General features: G+C 72.6%; 14 protein-coding genes. 11 read left to right on the top strand and 3 right to left on the bottom strand.

Annotated features, from left to right (window positions below; all coding sequences use genetic code 11):
* The 9 genes from E4099_RS05060 to E4099_RS05025 all read left to right on the top strand — a co-directional run.
* The coding region (locus E4099_RS05060) for a YcaO-like family protein (RefSeq protein WP_245244608.1) at window positions 1-775 on the top strand (775 nt) is incomplete at its 5' end.
* 93 nt (window positions 776-868) lie between these two features.
* Window positions 869-1,042, top strand: a complete 174-nt coding sequence (locus E4099_RS32830; RefSeq protein ID WP_167828292.1) for a hypothetical protein — start codon at window positions 869-871, stop codon at window positions 1,040-1,042.
* A 180-nt stretch (window positions 1,043-1,222) separates the two neighbouring features.
* Window positions 1,223-3,190: a TOMM precursor leader peptide-binding protein gene (locus E4099_RS05055; RefSeq protein ID WP_135337716.1), complete on the top strand. Its 1,968-nt coding sequence runs from the start codon at window positions 1,223-1,225 to the stop codon at window positions 3,188-3,190.
* A gap of 14 nt (window positions 3,191-3,204) precedes the next feature.
* Entirely contained in the window at window positions 3,205-4,833 is a 1,629-nt protein-coding gene (locus tag E4099_RS05050) for a SagB family peptide dehydrogenase (protein ID WP_135337715.1), read from the top strand.
* Window positions 4,834-4,847: 14 nt separating this feature from the next.
* Window positions 4,848-7,628, top strand: a complete 2,781-nt coding sequence (locus tag E4099_RS05045) for a lantibiotic dehydratase (protein ID WP_135337714.1) — start codon at window positions 4,848-4,850, stop codon at window positions 7,626-7,628.
* Window positions 7,628-8,725, top strand: a complete 1,098-nt coding sequence (locus E4099_RS05040) for a thiopeptide-type bacteriocin biosynthesis protein (protein ID WP_245244607.1) — start codon at window positions 7,628-7,630, stop codon at window positions 8,723-8,725. Before E4099_RS05045 ends, E4099_RS05040 begins: the two co-directional genes overlap by 1 nt.
* Window positions 8,722-10,074 carry a M50 family metallopeptidase gene (locus tag E4099_RS05035; RefSeq protein ID WP_135337713.1) on the top strand — a complete coding sequence of 451 codons (1,353 nt, stop codon included), beginning with the start codon at window positions 8,722-8,724 and terminating at the stop codon, window positions 10,072-10,074. Before E4099_RS05040 ends, E4099_RS05035 begins: the two co-directional genes overlap by 4 nt.
* Window positions 10,067-11,050: an ABC transporter ATP-binding protein gene (locus tag E4099_RS05030; RefSeq protein ID WP_135337712.1), complete on the top strand. Its 984-nt coding sequence runs from the start codon at window positions 10,067-10,069 to the stop codon at window positions 11,048-11,050. Before E4099_RS05035 ends, E4099_RS05030 begins: the two co-directional genes overlap by 8 nt.
* Window positions 11,038-11,889, top strand: coding sequence for an ABC transporter permease subunit (locus E4099_RS05025; RefSeq protein WP_135337711.1), 852 nt, complete (start codon window positions 11,038-11,040; stop codon window positions 11,887-11,889). The genes E4099_RS05030 and E4099_RS05025 overlap by 13 nt, the downstream gene beginning before the upstream one ends.
* Window positions 11,890-12,019: 130 nt before the next feature.
* On the opposite strand, the gene E4099_RS05020 is transcribed toward E4099_RS05025, so the two are convergent.
* From E4099_RS05020 to panB, 3 genes are all read right to left on the bottom strand, one after another.
* On the bottom strand, window positions 12,020-12,835 hold the full coding sequence (locus tag E4099_RS05020) for an ABC transporter permease (protein ID WP_135337710.1): 816 nt from the start codon (window positions 12,833-12,835) through the stop codon (window positions 12,020-12,022).
* Window positions 12,832-13,869, bottom strand: coding sequence for an ATP-binding cassette domain-containing protein (locus tag E4099_RS05015; RefSeq protein WP_135337709.1), 1,038 nt, complete (start codon window positions 13,867-13,869; stop codon window positions 12,832-12,834). Before E4099_RS05015 ends, E4099_RS05020 begins: the two co-directional genes overlap by 4 nt.
* A 245-nt stretch (window positions 13,870-14,114) precedes the next feature.
* Window positions 14,115-14,987 (bottom strand): 3-methyl-2-oxobutanoate hydroxymethyltransferase, encoded by an 873-nt coding sequence (gene panB, locus E4099_RS05010; RefSeq protein WP_135337708.1) that lies wholly within the window; start codon window positions 14,985-14,987, stop codon window positions 14,115-14,117.
* 266 nt (window positions 14,988-15,253) lie between these two features.
* On the opposite strand from panB, the gene E4099_RS05005 reads away from it, so the two are divergent.
* On the top strand, window positions 15,254-16,882 hold the full coding sequence (locus E4099_RS05005; protein WP_135337707.1) for an MFS transporter: 1,629 nt from the start codon (window positions 15,254-15,256) through the stop codon (window positions 16,880-16,882).
* Entirely contained in the window at window positions 16,879-17,481 is a 603-nt protein-coding gene (locus E4099_RS05000) for a TetR/AcrR family transcriptional regulator (protein ID WP_245244606.1), read from the top strand. Before E4099_RS05005 ends, E4099_RS05000 begins: the two co-directional genes overlap by 4 nt.
* Window positions 17,482-17,615 lie beyond the last annotated feature (134 nt).

Here is a 17,615-nt window from a genome sequence, read left to right as displayed (position 1 = left end):
GGCCACCGCCCTCGACCTGCACACCGGCCTGGCCCCCGCCGCCCCGCGCGGCAGCGAGCACTGGCTCACCGCGGTGTCCCTGCACGACGGCACGCCCCGCCGGATCCCCGCCGCCGCGGTGTACCCGCTGTCGGCCGCCAACGCGCACCGGGAGTTCGAGCCCAGCGCCGCCGGCGCCGCCGCCGGCTGGACCACCGAGGAGGTCCGGGAGCAGGGCCTGTGCTCGGCGCTGGCCCACCGCGGGCTGCTCGCCGCACTGCGCGGCACCGCGCCGGCGCTCCGGCTCGACCGGGACTGGCTCGACGGCGACGACGAGGTGGCCTTCCTCCTCGGCAGCCTGCGCCACCTGGACCGCACCGCCCGGGTGTACGCGCTGCCCGGCGCCGCCCCCGCCGCCGCCGTGCTCGCGGTGGTGGACCCCGCCGAGGGCGAGGCGGCGACCGCCCCCGACTGGGCCGTCGGCAGCGCCCTGGCGGTACGGGACGCGGTGCGCGACGCCGTCCGCGAGGCCGTCGGACGCGCCGTCGTCCGGCACTACGACCACCAGCCCGCCGACTCCGGCGACCCGCTGCTCGCGGACGCCGACCCGCGGGCACTGCCCGAAGGCGAAGGCCGCTGCGACTGGTCCTACGACCAGCCGGCCCCGGCACTCGCCGACGCACTGGCCCGTCTCGACGAGGCCGGCACCCTGGCCCTCTTCACGGACACCACCACGATCGACCTCACCGCGGTCCGGGGCATGGTCACCGGCACGGTGTCGCTCGGTACGAAGTAGGTGGCCGACGGGCCGATCCGCGCCCACTGAGGCGCGCCCCAATGCTCGGGACGCCGTCCCGGGATGCAGAACCACCCATAAGAAAGGACAGCCATGTCCGTGGAACTGAAGAACGAGCTCAACGCTCTGGAGAGCGCGACGTTCGAGATCGAGGAGATGACCGACGAGGCCGTCGAGCTGGCCTGGTCCTCCTCCAGCTGCTCCTGCTCCAGCTGCTGCTCCTGCTCCACCAGCAGCTGCTGCTCCTGCAGCTCCAGCACCAGCTGACGTCGCTTGACCCTGCGCGGTGGGACCGCCCCTAGGCCCCGCCGCCGAACCTGACGGCCGATTCCGCCACCCGGCGGCCGGCCGGAGGCGGTGAGCCGCACCCCGGGCCCGTACCCACCGGGCCCGGGGCGGCTCACCGCCCACCACTGCACCATTGAACTCGACGGGGTGGACGGACGGATGACTACGGTGTCGAACGCGGCCGGAGCCGCTACGGCCACGGATACGCGGGCCCGGGCTGCCGCCGACCTCCTGCGCGGCCACCTGGCCACCAGCGTCGGCGCGGGCGTCACGCTGGACGTCGGCGTGCTCGGACTGCCGGCTCAGCCGGACCCGCGGCCGGCCACGGCGGACCCGGCCGCGCCGGACCGGCTGATCTACCCGGTGCGCGTGTACGCCGGGACCGTACTGCTGGGACCGCTGCACCGGGCGGACGGCGACAGCCGCCCCTGCGCCCGCTGCCTGGAGCGCCGCTGGCTCGGACTGCGCCGGGTCGAGGAGCGGCGGGCCATCGAGGACGGGACCGATGCCACCGCGGTCGGCGAGGACCCCTCCTTCATCCCCTTCGTCCTGGACCAGCTGTCCGGCATCGTCGCCGCCGAGACCGCCGGTGCCGCGCTGCCCCCGGGCGACCTGCGGGTCGGTGAGATCGTCGAGGTGCGCCCCGCCGACCTCACCGTCACCCGGCGCGAGCTGATCGCCGACTCCGAGTGCGAGCGCTGCGCCACCCCCGTCCCGGACACCGCCGAGGCCGTCGCGCTCTCGCTGCGGCCCCGGCCCAAGCCCGGCCCCACCGTCTACCGGGGCTCCGCCGCGGCCGACCTGAACCTGCCCGCCGCCGGCTACGTCAACGAGGTGTGCGGCACCCTGGCCAACGCCGCCCGCCGGGTCTACCAGTGCAGCGCCACCCTGCCGGTCAGCGGCTACTTCCGGGTGCGCAGCAAGTACGACTACCACGAGATGTGGTGGAGCGGTCAGTCGCAGAGCTCGGCCGCCAGTGAGCGGTACGGAATGCTGGAGGGACTGGAGCGCTACGCCGGGCAGTTCCCGCGCGCCAAGGAGACCGTGACCTACGCCAGCTACCGCGAGCTGGCCGCGGACGCCCTGGACCCCACGGTGACCGGCTCCTACCGCCCCGAGTTCTACGCCGGGCACACCGAGTACTACCAGCCCTTCGACCCGGACACCCCGATGCACTGGGTGTGGGGCCACTCCTACGGGCAGGAGAAGCCCGTCCTCGTCCCCGAGCAGCTGGTCTTCTACCTCGACCGGCGGCCGGACAAGAAGTTCGTCCAGGAGTGCTCCAACGGCTGCGCCAGCGGCACCAGCACCGAGGAGGCGCTGCTGCACGGCATGCTGGAGCTGATCGAACGGGACGCCTTCCTGCTGAACTGGTACGCCGGTGCCCGGCTGCCCGAGATCGACCCGGCCAGCGTGGCGGACGAGGAGGTGCGGTTCATCCTGGACCGCTGCGCCCGACTCGGCTACCGGATGCGGCTGTTCGACATGCGGGTGGACCTCCCGGTGCCCGCCGTGATGGCGGTCGCCGAGCGCCTGGACGGGGGCCTGGGCACCCTGTGCTTCGCGGCCGGCGCCAGCCTGGACCCGGTGGACGCGGTGCGCGCGGCGATCTCCGAGACCGCCTCCTACATCCCCGGCATGGACGAGCGGGTCGAGGCCAAGCTGCCCGATCTGCACGCCATGGCCAAGGACTACAACCGGGTGCACGAACTCACCCACCACGCGCTGCTGTACGGCCTGCCCGAGATGGCCCCGGTCGCCGACTTCCTGCTGGCCGACCCCGACCCGCGGCCGATGGCCGAGCTCTACCGCGACTGGCTGGCCCAGCGCCCGGCCACCCTCGACCTGGCCGACGACGCCCGCTTCCTGATCGACCGCATCCGGGAGGCCGGCAGCGATGTGATCGCCGTCGACCAGACCTGCCCCGAGCAGCACGGCACCGGCATCCGCACGCTGTGCGTACTGGCCCCCGGACTGATCCCGATCGACTTCGGCTGGGAGCGCCAGCGCGCCCTCGACCACCCCCGGCTGCACGCCTACCTGGACGGCCGGCTCGCCGAGATCCACCCGCGGTCCGCCGGCTACGGCCCCACCGGTCTGAACCCCAAGCCGCACCCGTTCCCCTGAGTCGAGGAGTCCCCATGCCTGATGAGCGCACCCGGGTGGTACGGGAGTACGTCGACTCGGTGTTCCGGCGCGGCCGGGTGCCGATGGAACCGGTCGGCTTCAGCCCCGACTGGGAGGACCAGCCCTCCCGGCACAAGACCTACCCCACCGCCACCCGCTTCCCGCTGCCGCCCGGCACCGGCCTGCCCATGGCCGACGCCTCCGAGGTACTGCTCGGGGGCGGCCCCAAGGACGCGGGCCCGCCGTGGACCACCGAGGACCTGGCCGCCCTGCTGCGGCTGTCCTACGGCGTGCTGGACCGGCGGCTGCGGGTCAGCTGGAACCAGGACAGCGCGGTCCGCGCCCTCTACCCGGAGGCGCTGTGGGGGCGCGGCACCGGCTCCGGCGGCGGCATGTACCCCATGGAGATCTACTGGGTCACCGCCGGCACCGGTGGGTTGGCCCCCGGCGTCTACCACTACTCCACCGCCCACCACGCCCTGGAGCGGCTGCTGACCGGCGACCTCACCGAGGAGGTACGCGCCGCCTGCGGCCCCAGCAGTCCCGGCGCAGACCCGGAGGCCGATGGATTCCTGCTGGTCACCGTGCGGTTCTGGAAGAACGCCTTCAAGTACAACAGCTTCTGCTACCACGTGGTCTCCCAGGACGCCGGCGCCCTGCTGGGCTGCTGGGACCTGCTCGCCGCCGGCCTGGGGCGCCGGCTGAGCCGCGCCTACTGGTTCGACGACCAGCGGCTGGCCCGGCTGCTGGGGCTGGACGCCGAGGAGGAGACGGTACTGGCCGTGGTGCCGCTGCCCACCGGCGCCGCCGGGCCCGGGCGTCCGGCCGCCGTACCCGCCGCCGACCCCGGCGCGCTCATCGACCGGACCCCCTTCGAACGCTCCGCCCGCGTCCGCACCTTCGAGCAGGTCGAGCAGGTCCACCGGGCGGTCCTCGCCGACCGGCGGGAGCGCCCCGCGCAGGAGGCCGCCCGCGACCTGGTCCCGCCGCCGCCCTCCGGCGGCCCCTGGGTGGAGCTGCCCGAACCGCTGGTCGAGCGCACCGCCGGCCGCGGCATCGGCGAGGTGATGCGCGCCCGCCGGACCAGCTTCGGCTCCCTGGTGCGCTCCCCGCAGCTGGGCCTGGACGAGCTGGGCACCGTACTGGCCGGCACCGTCTCCGCCCAGCGGTACACCGCCGACGTGGTCCCCGAGGACACCGCGCTCACCGGGCTGTACGTGCTGGCCAACCGGGTCGCCGGACTGGCCTCGGGCTGCTACCGCTACGACCCCGAGGGCCACCGGCTGCACACCGTCGCGCAGCGGCCGCTCGGCGACTTCCTCCAGCGCAACTACTACCTGAGCAACTACAACCTGGAGCAGGCCGCCGCGGTACTGGCCATCTCCGGCCGCTGGGAGAGCACCCTGGAGGCGATGGGCAGCCGCGGCTACCGGGTGCTCAGCGCCGAGGTGGGCGCGATGTCCCAGAGCGCCTACGCCACCAGCACCGCCCTGGGCACCGGCTGCGGCGTGGTCCTCGGCTTCGACAACATCTCCATCGACGAGGCGGTCGGCCTGGACGGCACGGACGAGCGCACCTTCCTGTTCGTGCTGCTCGGCCAGGAGCGTGCGGACCGCGCCGACTTCGACTACCGGCTGGTCTGAGAGGACTGATCCACGTGCCCAGCACGTTCCTGAGCGTGACCCCCCAGGTCCCGGACCCGGCCGAGGAGGCCGACCGGGACCCGATGGCCTGGATCCTGGTGCCCCGGTTCCTGCTGCGGGTCGGCGGCCTGCCCTTCGACACCGCCACCCGGCTGACCGCCCCCCGCACCGCGGCCTGGGCCGACGAACTCCTCGACGGCGAAGAGGCGCTCAAGGAATGCGGCGCCCGGCTCGCCGACACCCTTCAGGAGCGCGTCGCCCAGAGCCTGGACGACGCCGCGGCCCGCCGCACCCTGATCAACCTGCGGCGTGCCGTCTTCAACGGCCGTACGCCCAAGGGCCTGGACGCCGCCGCCGAGCTGCTGCCGCCCGCCGATGTCGAGGCCCTGCGCCACTGGGCCGCCGAACGGGAGCGGCTGGCCGCGCTGCGCGCCGCCGGGGAGGCGATCCGGGCCGAGGAGGCGGCCACCGCCCGCGCCGAACTGCGCCGGATCACCGCCGAGTCCGACCTGCGGCACGGCATCCAGCTCTCCTCGCCCACCCTGGACGGCTACCTGGACGACTACCTGCGCCGCCCGGCCGACGCCAAGCTCAGCAAGCGGGAGCGGCGCCTGGAACGCTCACTGCTGGAGTACCTCTACCGCACCGCCTGCAAGACCAGCCCGTTCTCCACCCTGACCGCGGTCGCCCTGGGCAGCTTCACCAGCGATCCCCGGCGGCCCGCCGAGGCCCCGGCACTCTCCGCCGAGGCGCGCGGCTGGCACAAGCACAGCACCACCCGGCTCAACATGGCCGTCCTCGCCCGGATCTCCGAACTCCTCGCGGGCGACCCCGACATCCGCCGCGACCTGCCGGTGCGCCTCACCGGAGGACTGGAGATCGGCCCCGAACGGGTGCGCTACCTGCGCAAACTGCGCAACAGCGACAATGTCGCCACCGACGCCGCCGTCTCCCTGGAGGCCGTCCACGAGCGGCTGTTCTACCTGCCCTCCGGCGAGGTGCTGGCCGAGGTGCTGGAGCTGTTCGCGGACGGCGCCACCCGGCGCTTCGGCGAAGCGGTGCGCGCCCTCAGCGACCCGGCCGCCGGCCGGCCGGCCGAGGACATCGAGAACTACCTGGCCCAGCTGCTCCGGCTCGGCCTGCTGGTGGTCCCCGAGCTCCACCTGGACATCCACGACCCGGAACCCGTCCGCAGCTACCGCGACGGGCTGCGCGCCCTGGGCACCGACTGGGGCGACCACATCGCCGACCTGGTGGCCCGGATGGACGCCGACACCGCGGCCTTCGCCGACGCCGACCCGGCCGGCCGCCGCGCCCTGCTGTCCGGCATCGAGGACACCGTGCGCCAGGCCCACGAACGGCTCGGCCACGCCGACGCCCCCGTCCTGCGCACCCTGCTCTACGAGGACACCACCCTGCCCGGCCTCACCGTCACCGGCGACGCCCGGCAGTGGACCGAGCGGCTCACCCCGGGGCTGCGCCAACTCGCCCGCATCCTCCCCGCCTTCGACACCAACCTGGTGCGCCGGCTGGTCACCAAGGGCTACTTCACGGTCCGCTTCGGCAAGGGCGGCCGCTGCGAGGACTTCCTCGCCTTCGCCCACGACTTCGGCCAGGACCTGTGGGACAACTACAGCCAGCGGCTGCTGCGCCACCGCCGCTTCACCGGCACCACCCCGCGCCAGTACGACAACTGGTTCCGCCAGCCGGAGATCACCGGCATCGACCGGGCACGGGCCGCGGTGGCCCAGGAGATCGCCCGCCGGCACGCCGAACGCGGCGGCCCCGACCAGGACCTGGTGCTGGACGAGGAGTTCCTCGCCGCCGTCGAGGAGGAGCTGCCGCAGCCCGGCGGGATCCAGCCGCTGTCCTTCTTCCTCCAGCTCGCCGACGACGGCCGCGGCGATCCCACGCTGGTGGTCAACCGCGTCTACTCCGGCCTGACCCTGCTCTTCTCCCGCTTCGCGCACTGCTTCGACGACACCCTCACCGAGTCGCTGCGCGGCGCCCTGGACGCGGTGGTCCCCTCGGACGCGGTCTTCGCCGAACTCAAGGGCGGCTACGACACCACCAACCTCAACCTCCACCCGTCCGTCACCCGGTACGAGATCGTCTGCCCCGGCGAGACCAGCTTCCGACCGGAGGCCGAGCAGATCCCGGTGGAGGACCTGGTCATCGAGCACGACCTGGAGGCCGACCGGCTGCGGCTGCGCTCCCGGCGGCTGGGCGTCGAGGTCATCCCGGTCTACCTGGGCTTCCTGCTGCCGATGGCGCTCCCCGAGATCCAGCAGGTACTGCTGAACTTCTCCTACACCAGCATGGCCCCCCTCGACCTGTGGGAGGGCACCGGACTGCTGCCGGACACCACCACGGCCGCCGAGGACGCGGGCGGGGAGAGCGCCGAGGAGAGCAGGGTCACCTTCCTGCCCCGGATCCGGCTGGGCGAGGTGGTGGTGCAGCGCGCCTCCTGGCACGCGCCCGCCGACCGGCTGCCCCCGGCCGTACCCGGCCAGAGCGAGGCCGAGCTGTTCACCGCCTGGCGGGCCTGGCAGCGCGCCGCCGGACTGCCCCGGTACGTCTTCGCCAGTCTGGGCGGCGAACACAAGCCGCAGTACGTCGACTTCGACTCGTACCTCTCGGTCAACCTGCTGGAGACCGCGGTACGCCGCAGCGCCTCGGCGGTGGTGTTCAGCGAGATGCTGCCGGGCCCCGAGCAGCTGTGGCTGCGCGACGGCTGGCACCGATACGTCACCGAGCTCACCGTCGAGCTCGACGGAATCCGAACGGAGCGGTGATGGAGCAGACCACGGTGATGGACGAGGCCACGGACGGGGTCGCGGCGCGGACGGCCGAACCGCCGCGGCGGGTCACCGAGGACGACTGGATCAGCCTCCACGTCTTCTACGCCGCCAACGCCAACCCGGTCCTGGTGCGCTGTGTGAAACCGCTGGTGGCCGGGTTGCGCGCGGACGGGCTGCTGCGCCACTGGTTCTTCATCCGCTACTGGCTGGAGGGCCCGCACATCCGGCTGCGGCTGCTGCCCGCGGACCCCGCCCGCGCCGAGGAGGTGCGGCGGCGCGCCGAGGAGGCCATCGCCGCCTTCCTGCGCGAGCGCCCGGCGCTGTACGAGGAGGACCGCAACGCCAGCGCCGACCTCTACAAGAACATGTTCCTCGCCGAGTACAGCATCGAGCGGTGGAACGAGCTCTACGGCGCCGAGGGGCAGATGCCCTTCCGCGACAACAACAGCGTGGCCGCCATCACCTACGAGCGGGAACTCGACCGCTACGGCGGTCCGGCCGCCATGGAGCTGGCCGAGGCGCACTTCGAGCGGTCCAGTGATGTGGTGGTGCGGCTGCTGGAGACCACCAACGTGCACGTGCGGACGGTCCTGCTGGGCCAGGCCGCCCAGCTGACCATCGGCCTGTGCCTGGCCTTCCTGGGCGCGGACGAGCAGGGCGTCACCGAGACCGCCGCCTTCCTGCGCCGCTACCGGCAGATGTGGGAGACCTCCTACCAGGAGCCCAGCGACAGCCAGCACGCCCGCTTCGACCGCTCCTACGAGCGGATGCGCCCCCGGCTCCTCCAGCGGGTCCGGCACATCCGGGACAGTGCCCGCGAGGAGCCCGCCACCGGACCCACCCCGCAGCTGCGGGACTGGCTGGTGCACGCCGCCGAACTCCGCGACCAGGTGCTGGAGCTCTCCGCGGCGGACGCGCTGGCCTTCCGCGACGGCACCGCCCCCGAACCGCGCGCCGCCCTCGCCATCGTGCTCAGCAGCTATGTGCACATGACCAACAACCGGCTGGGGGTGAGCATCCTGGACGAGATCTACCTGGCGTACATCCTGGACAAGGCGCTCGCCGAACTCGCCGCGGAGAGCGCACGATGAGCGGCTCGGACACCGGCTCCGGCACGGGCTCGGACACCGGCACCGGACCGGATGCCGCGTCGGGCCCCGGGCCGGGCGCCGGCCCCGGTGCCGGTGCCGGTGCCGGTGCCGGTGCCGGGCAGGACTACCGCAGGCCCCGGCTGCGGTCCGACGTGGTGCTCGGCCCCGGCCTGCGCTCCGGCCCCAAGGTGCTGCACCACATCAAGGACGAGCGCACCGGCTGCTACTACCGGATCGGGGCGCGCGAGCACTTCATCATGGGCCTGATGGACGGCAGCCGCACCCTGGACGACATCGGCCGCGCCTACGAGGACACCTACCAGCGCCGGCTCGGCCCCGCCAACTGGCAGCAGATCTTCACCCTGCTCGGCCGCTACCAACTGCTCGACGGGCACACCGACCCGGCCGTACTGGACCGGCTGCGCGCCGCCCACGAGGAGAAGCAGGCGGCCCAGCAGAACTGGCTGCACCGGCGCTGGGTGATGATGCGCCCCGACGGGCTGTGCGCCGTCCTGGCCCAGCGGCTGTCCGTGCTCTTCCACCGTGCCTTCGTGATCCCGGCGCTGCTGGTGCTGCTCGCCCTCCAGATCTACGTCTGGAGCCGGTTCGACGTCCTCATCGAGGACACCGGGGAACAGAACCACTGGGCGATCACGGTGCCGCTGTCGCTGCTGCTGGCCTGGCTGATCACCATGGGGCACGAGCTGGCGCACGGCGTCAGCTGCCGGTACTTCGGCGGCCGGGTCACCGAGATCGGGGTGCGCTGGCGCTTCCCCTTCCTCGCGCCGTACTGCCGCACCGACGACATCGTGCTCTTCCAGCGCCGTACCGCCCGCGTGGCCACCGCCTTCGCCGGCTCCTTCGTCAGCCTGCTGGCCATGATCCCGGTCGCCGTCTGGTGGCGGCTGACCGAGGACGGACACCAGCAGCACGCGCTGGCCGCCGCCCTGCTGCTGTTCGGCAGCGGCGGCGCACTGGTCAACATGCTGCCGTTCTTCCAGCTCGACGGGTATGTGATGCTCACCCACGCACTCGGCATCGCCGATCTGCGGCGCGACGCCACCACCTGGTGGCGGCTGCGTCTGACCTCCCGCAAGCCCACCGCCCAGGAGCAGCTCGCCGCCTACCCGGCGCGCGAGGCGCGGATCTACGCCGGCTACGGGGCCGCCTCGGCGCTCTTCCTGACCACCGCCTACGCCGCCCTGATGTGGCTGTGGTTCCGCACCCTGGACCACTGGATGCCCGCGGGCTGGGCGGTGGCCATCCTGGCCGCGGAGACCGCGGTCCTGGCCGGTGTGGTGGCACTGGCCGCCAAGGCCCGTACCCGAGGGGAGCGCACCCATGGCTGAGCCGACGTCCCAGGCGGCGGAGTCCGGGACCGAGTACGCCGTCCACACCGCCGGGCTCACCAAGGAGTACGGGCCGGGCACCGGCGTCTTCGACCTGGCGCTGCGGATCCCGCGCGGGCAGGTCTACGGCTTCCTGGGCCCCAACGGCTCCGGGAAGACCACCACCATGCGGATGCTGGTCGGCCTGGTCCGCCCCACCTCCGGCAGCGCCACCGTGCTCGGGGCCCCGGCCGGCAGCCGCGAGGCCCTCGGCGGGGTCGGCGCGCTGATCGAGTCCCCGGCCCTGTATCCGCACCTGTCCGGCCGGGACAACCTGCGGGTCCTGGCCCGGTACGCCGGGGTCTCCCTCGACCAGGTGGACCGGGTGCTGGCCGAGGTGGACATGGTCGCCAAGGCCGATGTGCCCTTCCGGGCCTGCTCGCTGGGCATGCGCCAGCGCCTGGGGGTGGCCGCGGCCCTGCTCAAGGACCCGGCGCTGCTCATCCTGGACGAGCCCACCAACGGCCTCGACCCCGCCGGCGTGGCCGCCATGCGGGAGCTCATCGGCGGTCTGCGCCGGGAGCACCGCACCGTACTGCTCTCCAGCCATCTGCTGACCGAGGTGGAGCAACTCTGCGACCGGGTCGCGGTGATCCGGCAGGGCCGGCTGGTCGCCGAGGGCACCGTGGCGGAGTTGCGGGCCGGGGCCGGCGGCGGCGGGCTGACCATCACCGCGGACAAGCCCGAGCGCGCCGCGGAACTGGTCGGCGCCCTGCCCGAGGTGCGCTCCACCCAGGTCACCGACGGCGCCCTGCACGTCCAGGTCGACCCGGACCAGGCGGCGGCCGTCAACCGGCTGCTGGTCGAGGCGGGCATCGAGGTCAGCGAACTGCGGCGGCACCAGGTGTCGTTGGAGGAAGCGTTTTTCGAACTGGTCGGGGACGGCCCGGCCGCCGACCGGCGACCCACGGAGGCAAGTGGCCGATGGACACGGTAAACGGAGCGCTGCGCGCCGAACTCCTGCTGGCCCGCAAGCGCCCGGGGGTCTGGATCATCGGCAGCGCCTGGACCGCGATGGCGGTCTGCTTCGGCATGGTGGTGCCGTACATCGTCTACCTGGCGATCAAGGACCAGCCCAAGCCCTCGCAGAATCCGCAGGATCTGCTGGAAGGGCTGCTGCCGGACCGCTTCCTGGCCACCGCGGTGGGGCTGTACCCGATGTTCGGCAGTGCGCTGATGCTCATCCTCGGGGTGGTGTTCGCCGGCGGCGAGTACCGCTGGGGGACCTGGGGCACGCTGCTCGTCCAGCGGCCCGGCCGGGGGGCCGCCGTGCTGGTCAAGGCCCTCGCCGCGGCCATCACCGTGCTGCTGGTCTCGCTCGCGGTGATCGCGGTGACCGCCGCCGCCAGCGGCATCATCGCCGCCGCGACCGGCAAGGCCGCGCACTGGCCGAGCGTGGGCGACTGGCTCGGCGGCATCGGCGCCGCCTGGCTGGCGGGACTGGCCGCGGCCAGCCTGGGCATGCTGCTGGCCGTACTGCTGCGCGCCACCGGAGCCGCCATCGGCGTCGGCCTGCTGTGGCTGCTCGCGGTGGAGTCCCTGGTGAACGGGCTGGGCGGTGCGCTGCCCGCGCTCTCCGGGGTCCGCCGGGCGCTGCTCGGGCCGAACGTGGGCTCACTGGCCACCGCCCTCGACCCGACCGGCGAGGCGAACAGCTCCATCCCCGGAGTGGTCTCCGTCTCCGGTCCACTGCCGGCCACCCTGGTACTGGCCGGCTACACGGCCCTCTTCCTGGGGCTGGCGGTCTGGCTGCTCAGGCGCCGCGACATCAGCTGAGGCCGCTGAGGCCGGCTGGAAAGACTGAGGCGACGCGGCGCCGCCGCCCGCAAGCGGCCCACACAAGGGAAAATCCCCCGGACACCGTCCGGGGGTACCTCCCGTCTCTCCCCCTTGAATCCGGTCCGGCTCAGGTCTTGTCGCGGAACTTGCGCACCGCCAGCGGGGCGGTCACCACGGTGATGCCCAGGGCCCACAGCAGCACGGTCAGGGTGGGGGCGGCGATCGCGCCCTCGCCCTGGGTCAGCGCCCGGGCCGCGTCCGCCAGCCGGGAGAGGGGGTTGTAGTCGGTGAAGGTCTGCAGCCAGCCGGGCATCGAGTCCGGCTTGGCGAAGATCGAGGAACCGAACTGCAGCGGCATGATCACCAGGAATCCCATTCCCTGAACGGCCTGCGGGGTCTTCAACGACAGCCCCAGCCACATGAAGATCCAGGTCAGCGAGGAACCGAAGACCAGCGCCAGGCCGACGGCGGCCAGCAGCTGCAGCGGGTCGGTCTTCAGGTCGAAGCCCAGGATGAAGCCCACGGTCAGCAGGATGACGGTGGACACCAGCATCCGCCCGGTCTCCACGATCAGCTTGGCTATCAGCACCGAGGAACGGGCGATCGGCATGGTGCGGAAGCGGTCCATCACCCCCTTGTTGAAGTCGTCGTTGACTCCGGTGCCGACCGACATGGCGATGTTCAGACCGCCCATCGCCATCATGCCGGGCACGAAGTAGTTGACGTACGCCTGCTGACCCCCGGCGACCGCGCCGCCGAAGACGTACACGAACAGCAGGGTGAAGATGATCGGCATCATCACGGCGTCGAACATCGACTCCGGGTCCTGCTTGATCTGCAGCGCGTTGCGGCGCACCAGGGCGCTGATGTGCCGCAGGTTGGCGCGCAGCCCGATCCGGCCCTCGGCGGGCAGCGCGGCGGGCTTCACTGTCGTCGCGCTCACGCCGCGACCTCCTCGAGGCTGGTGTCCTGCTGGTCCTGCTGGTCCTGCTCGTCCTGCGGGGTGGAGGTCTTCTGGCCGGTCAGGGCCAGGAACACCTCGTCCAGGCTGGGCAGGTGGGTGTCGATGCCGGCGATCGCGAAGCCGTGCCGGCCGAGCAGCCCGATCACCGCGGTCAACTGCTCGTCGCTGACGATGGGGACGTTGACCAGGCCCTCCTCGCGGTCGGCGGTGGCGCCGCCGATGCCGTCCAGACCGGACTCGGTCACCGCGGCGATCATCGGGTCGAGGTCGGCGGTGTCCACCGGCCGGATCTGCAGGGTGCGCCCGCCGACCTTGGCCTTGAGTTCGTTGACCCGGCCCTCGGCGATGACCTTGCCCCGGTCGATCACCGTCAGCTCGCTGGCGAGCTGCTCGGCCTCCTCCATGTACTGGGTGGTGAGCAGTACCGTGCTGCCCTCCTGCACCATCCGCTTCACCTCGTCCCACACCTCGTTGCGGGTGCGCGGGTCGAGACCGGTGGTGGGCTCGTCCAGGTAGAGCACGGCCGGGTGGCCGATCATCGAGGCGGCCAGGTCCAGGCGGCGGCGCATACCGCCGGAGTAGGTGCCCGCCGCGCGCTTGGCGGCCTCGGTGAGCGAGAACCGCTCCAGCATGGCGTCGGCGCGGGAGCGCGCCTCCTTGCGGGACAGATCGAGCAGCCGCCCGATCATGTACAGGTTCTCCCAGCCGGAGAGCTTCTCGTCGACCGAGGCGTACTGACCGGTCAGGCCGATGGTGCGGCGCAGCTGGCGCGGCTGGCGCACCACGTCGTAACCGGCCACGGTGGCGGTGCCGGCGTCCGGCCGCAGCAGGGTGGACAGGCAGCGCACCAAGGTGGTCTTGCCGGCCCCGTTGGGGCCCAGGACGCCCAGGACGGTGCCTTCTCGCACGTCCAGGTCCACGCCGTCCACGGCCTTGGTGGCACCGAAGTGCTTCACCAGCCCGCGCACCTCCACGGCGTTCCCCCCGGTGAGGTTCTGTTCGAATCGCGTCATGCCCTCGAGCTTGCCAGGGTCCACCGACAGACCACCGACAAGCGGCGGACAGCCCGCCGACGGGGGACGGTCGGCGGGCTGTCGATGTGCCGCGATGGCTTCTGGCAGGGCGCCCCGAAGCGTGCCCCCAAAGGGGCGCTGGGGGGTCACCCCTGGACGAAGTCCGGGGGTGGGGCACCTCCCGGACGGAGTCCGGGGGAGAGCTGCGCGACCAGCCACAGCCGGCCCGCAGCCAACCCGACAACTCAGTGAAACGCGTGCTCCGGCGCCGGGTACGCCCCACCCACCACGTCCGCCGCGAACTCCTTCGCCGCATCCCCGAGGGTCTCCCGCAGCGCGGCGTACTGCTTGACGAACTTGGGCACCCGGCCGCCGTTCAGGCCCGCCATGTCCGTCCACACCAGCACCTGGGCGTCGCACTCCGCACCCGCGCCGATGCCCACCGTGGGGATGTGCAGCGAGCGGGTCACCTCGGCGGCCAGCTCGGCCGGGACGACCTCCAAGACCACCGCGAAGGCGCCCGCGTCCTGCACCGCCTTGGCGTCGCGCAGCAGCTGCTGGGCCGCCTCCTCGCCGCGCCCCTGGACCGGGTACCCGCCGAAGGCGTGCACCGACTGCGGGGTGAGGCCGATGTGCGCCATCACCGGGATACCGGCCTGCACGAGCAGCTCGATCTGGTGGGCCGAGCGCTCGCCGCCCTCCAGCTTCACCGCGCCCACCCCGGCCTCCTTGACCAGCCGGGTGGCGTTCCGCAGCGCCTGTACGGCGCCCTCCTGGTACGCGCCGAACGGCAGGTCCGCCACGACCAGGGACCGCTTGGTGCCGCGCACCACCGCGGCGGAGAGGATCGCGATCTCGTCCATGGTGACCGGCACGGTGGTCTCGTAGCCGAGGTGGCAGTTGCCCATCGAGTCGCCGACCAGCAGCACCGGGATGCCGGCCTCGTCGAAGACCGAGGCGGTCATCGCGTCATAGGCGGTGAGCATGGGCCACTTCTCGCCGCGCCGCTTCGCGGCCGCGATGTCGCGGACGGTGATCCGCCGTGAGCTGATGCCCCCGTACAGCGCCTTGCTGCTGTCGGGCTGTTTCTGCGTCTGGGCAGGGCTGACGTGCGTCATTCCTACGGCTCCTTCGTCATCTCGAAGCACCCTGAACGGTGTCTCCGGACCGCCTCCATGCTGGCACGCGCCCCCCGCGTCGGGGAAGTGCCCCCGGCCGCCGCCCTCGCCACACCGCCGCGCGGCCGAACCCGGGGGAAAGCCGAGGGGAAACCGGGAGAGCGGCGCCCGGGGAGCGGGCCCGTGTCCGGCCGGTCCACGCAAAGCCTTCGCCAACTTTTCGATACGAGACGGGTCCGTATCGAAACGGCGTTACGGTTGGCCATATGACTGCTCCGTCCGATACCTCCCGCGACCAGGCGCGCGGCGTCCCGGAGAAAGTCCACCGCCGGCGCTGGGCGATCCTCACCGTCCTGATGATCAGCGTGCTGATGGTCGTGCTCGACAACTCGATCCTCAATGTGGCGATGAAGACCATCGCCCAACCGAAGCCCACCGGCCTGGGCGCCACCCAGAGCCAACTGGAGTGGGCGATCAATGCCTACACCCTCGTCTTCGCGGGCCTGCTCTTCACCGCCGGGCTGCTCGGCGACCGGATCGGCCGCAAGAAAGTGCTGATGGGCGGCATGGCCCTGTTCGGCCTCGGCTCGGTGCTCGCCGCCTTCTCCGGTTCGTCGGGCGAACTGATCGCCTTCCGCGCCCTGATGGGCGTGGGCGCCGCCCTGGTGATGCCCGCCACGCTGGCCATCCTGGTCAACGTCTTCGAGCGCGACGAGCAACCCAAGGCGATAGGCATCTGGGTCGCCTCCGTCGGGCTGGCCATCGCCATAGGGCCGGTCACCGGCGGGCTGCTGCTCCAGCACTTCTGGTGGGGCTCGGTCTTCTTCGTCAACGTACCGGTGGTGATCGTCGGCCTGACCGCGATGATGCTGCTGGTGCCCGACTCCCGCGACCCGGCGCCAGGCCGGCTCGACCCACTCGGGGTGTTGCTCTCCGTCGTCGGCCTGATGCTGCTGGTGTACGGCATCATCAAGGGCGGCCAGTTGGCCGACTTCACCGATCCGCAGGTGCTGGCCACGGTCGTCGCCGGGCTCGGCGTGCTGGCCCTGTTCGTGCTGCACGAGAAGCGCAGCGACCACCCGTCCCTCGATGTCGGTTACTTCCGCCGCCCCGACTTCTCGGCCGCCGTCGCCGCCGTCGGGTTGGTCTTCTTCGCCCTGCTGGGCGTCACCTTCTTCATGGTCTTCTACACCCAGAGTGTGCGCGGATACACCGCGTTGCAGTCGGGCCTGCTGCTGCTCCCGGTCGCCGTCGCGCAGTTGATCTTCGCGCCGCGGGCCCGGCTGGTGGTGGAGCGCCTCGGGTCCCGGGCGGTGTGCGTCGGCGGCATGCTGATGGTGGCCGCTGCCCTGGCCGGCTTCCTGACCCTGGGCACGGACTCGCCGATCTGGGTGCTGGAGGTGCTCTTCTTCCTCCAGGGCTGCGGAATGGCGCACGTCATGCCGCCGGTCACGGTGACCATCATGCAGGCGCTGCCCCGGGAGAAGGCCGGGTCCGGCTCGGCACTCAACAACACCTTCCGGCAGCTCGGCGGCGCCCTCGGGGTGGCGGTGCTCGGCTCGGTGCTGTCCACCGCCTACCGCGGCGGCATCGAGGGCGAGCTGGCCCGCACCCCGGGCCTGTCCGACTCCGCCCGCCGGTCGGCGGGGGAGTCCGTGGAGGCCACCCTCACCGTCGCCGACCGGATGGGCCCGGCGGGCCGGCCGCTGGGCGACGCGGCCCGGGTCGCCTTCGTCCACGCCATGCACGTCGCCTCGCTGAGCGCGGCCGCGGTGGCGGTGCTGGGCGCCCTGGTGGCGCTGGTCTTCCTGCCCGGCAAGGGAAAGCCCGCAGCGGGCGGCCGGGACGGCGAGCGGACCGAAGAGCAGCGGGAGTCCAAGGAGGCCCGGCGGTGAACATCGTTCCCGCGCCGCGGCCACCGGGCCGGCCCCGCAGTGCCGCCGTCGACACGGCGATCATCGAGACGGTACTGCGGCTGCTGGAGGGCGGCGCCTCCATGGGGGAGCTCTCCATGGAGCGCATCGCCCGGGAGGCGGGCGTCGGCAAGGCCACCGTCTACCGCCGCTGGCCGGGCAAGGAAGCGCTGATGCTGGACGTGATGCGCTCCCTGGACGAACCCGGCCCGGCGCCGGCCGGCGTCTCGCTCCGGGACGACCTGGTCACCGTGGTGGAGTTCATCCGCCGGCGGGCGCTGGCCAAACGGAACTCCGCGATCCTGCGGGCCGTGGTCGGCCATGTGCAGGACCACCCCGACCTCTGGCAGGAGTACCACGACACGGTGATCCAGGGGCGCCGCGAGACGCTGCTCACCGTGCTGCGCCAGGGGATGGAGCGCGGCGAGATCCGCGCCGACCAGGACGTGGAGCTGATCGCCGACCTGTTCGTCGGCCCCATGCTCGCCCGCGCGGTGCTCCATGAGTGGCGGGAACTGCCCGAGGGGCTGACCGAGCGGATCGTGGACACCGTGCTGGAGGGCGTCCGCCTGCCGGGCTGATCGCCGGCCCGCGTCCGCGTATCACCCGGTTTGTGTGCCCGTTCTGTCACAGCTCGCGGCGAAGGGGGGCGCGCCGGAACCCCCACACGCCCTCGACTCGTCCTCACCCACGCTGTGGGGGTCGGTGCGGCACC

The organism is Streptomyces palmae (genome assembly GCF_004684805.1).
GTDB classification, from domain to species: Bacteria; Actinomycetota; Actinomycetes; order Streptomycetales; family Streptomycetaceae; genus Streptomyces; species Streptomyces palmae.
This window is presented reverse-complemented; position numbering and strand designations above follow the sequence as displayed.

Excerpts from the sequence above, each read along its gene's own strand:
- E4099_RS32830 (WP_167828292.1), top strand. The coding sequence starts at position 869 with ATGTCCGTGGAACTGAAGAACGAGCTCAACGCTCTGGAGAGCGCGACG.
- E4099_RS05055 (WP_135337716.1), top strand. The coding sequence starts at position 1,223 with ATGACTACGGTGTCGAACGCGGCCGGAGCCGCTACGGCCACGGATACG.
- E4099_RS05050 (WP_135337715.1), top strand. The coding sequence starts at position 3,205 with ATGCCTGATGAGCGCACCCGGGTGGTACGGGAGTACGTCGACTCGGTG.
- E4099_RS05040 (WP_245244607.1), top strand. The coding sequence starts at position 7,628 with ATGGAGCAGACCACGGTGATGGACGAGGCCACGGACGGGGTCGCGGCG.
- E4099_RS05035 (WP_135337713.1), top strand. The coding sequence starts at position 8,722 with ATGAGCGGCTCGGACACCGGCTCCGGCACGGGCTCGGACACCGGCACC.
- E4099_RS05030 (WP_135337712.1), top strand. The coding sequence starts at position 10,067 with ATGGCTGAGCCGACGTCCCAGGCGGCGGAGTCCGGGACCGAGTACGCC.
- E4099_RS05025 (WP_135337711.1), top strand. The coding sequence starts at position 11,038 with ATGGACACGGTAAACGGAGCGCTGCGCGCCGAACTCCTGCTGGCCCGC.
- E4099_RS05015 (WP_135337709.1), bottom strand. The coding sequence starts at position 13,869 with ATGACGCGATTCGAACAGAACCTCACCGGGGGGAACGCCGTGGAGGTG.
- panB (WP_135337708.1), bottom strand. The coding sequence starts at position 14,987 with ATGACGCACGTCAGCCCTGCCCAGACGCAGAAACAGCCCGACAGCAGC.
- E4099_RS05005 (WP_135337707.1), top strand. The coding sequence starts at position 15,254 with ATGACTGCTCCGTCCGATACCTCCCGCGACCAGGCGCGCGGCGTCCCG.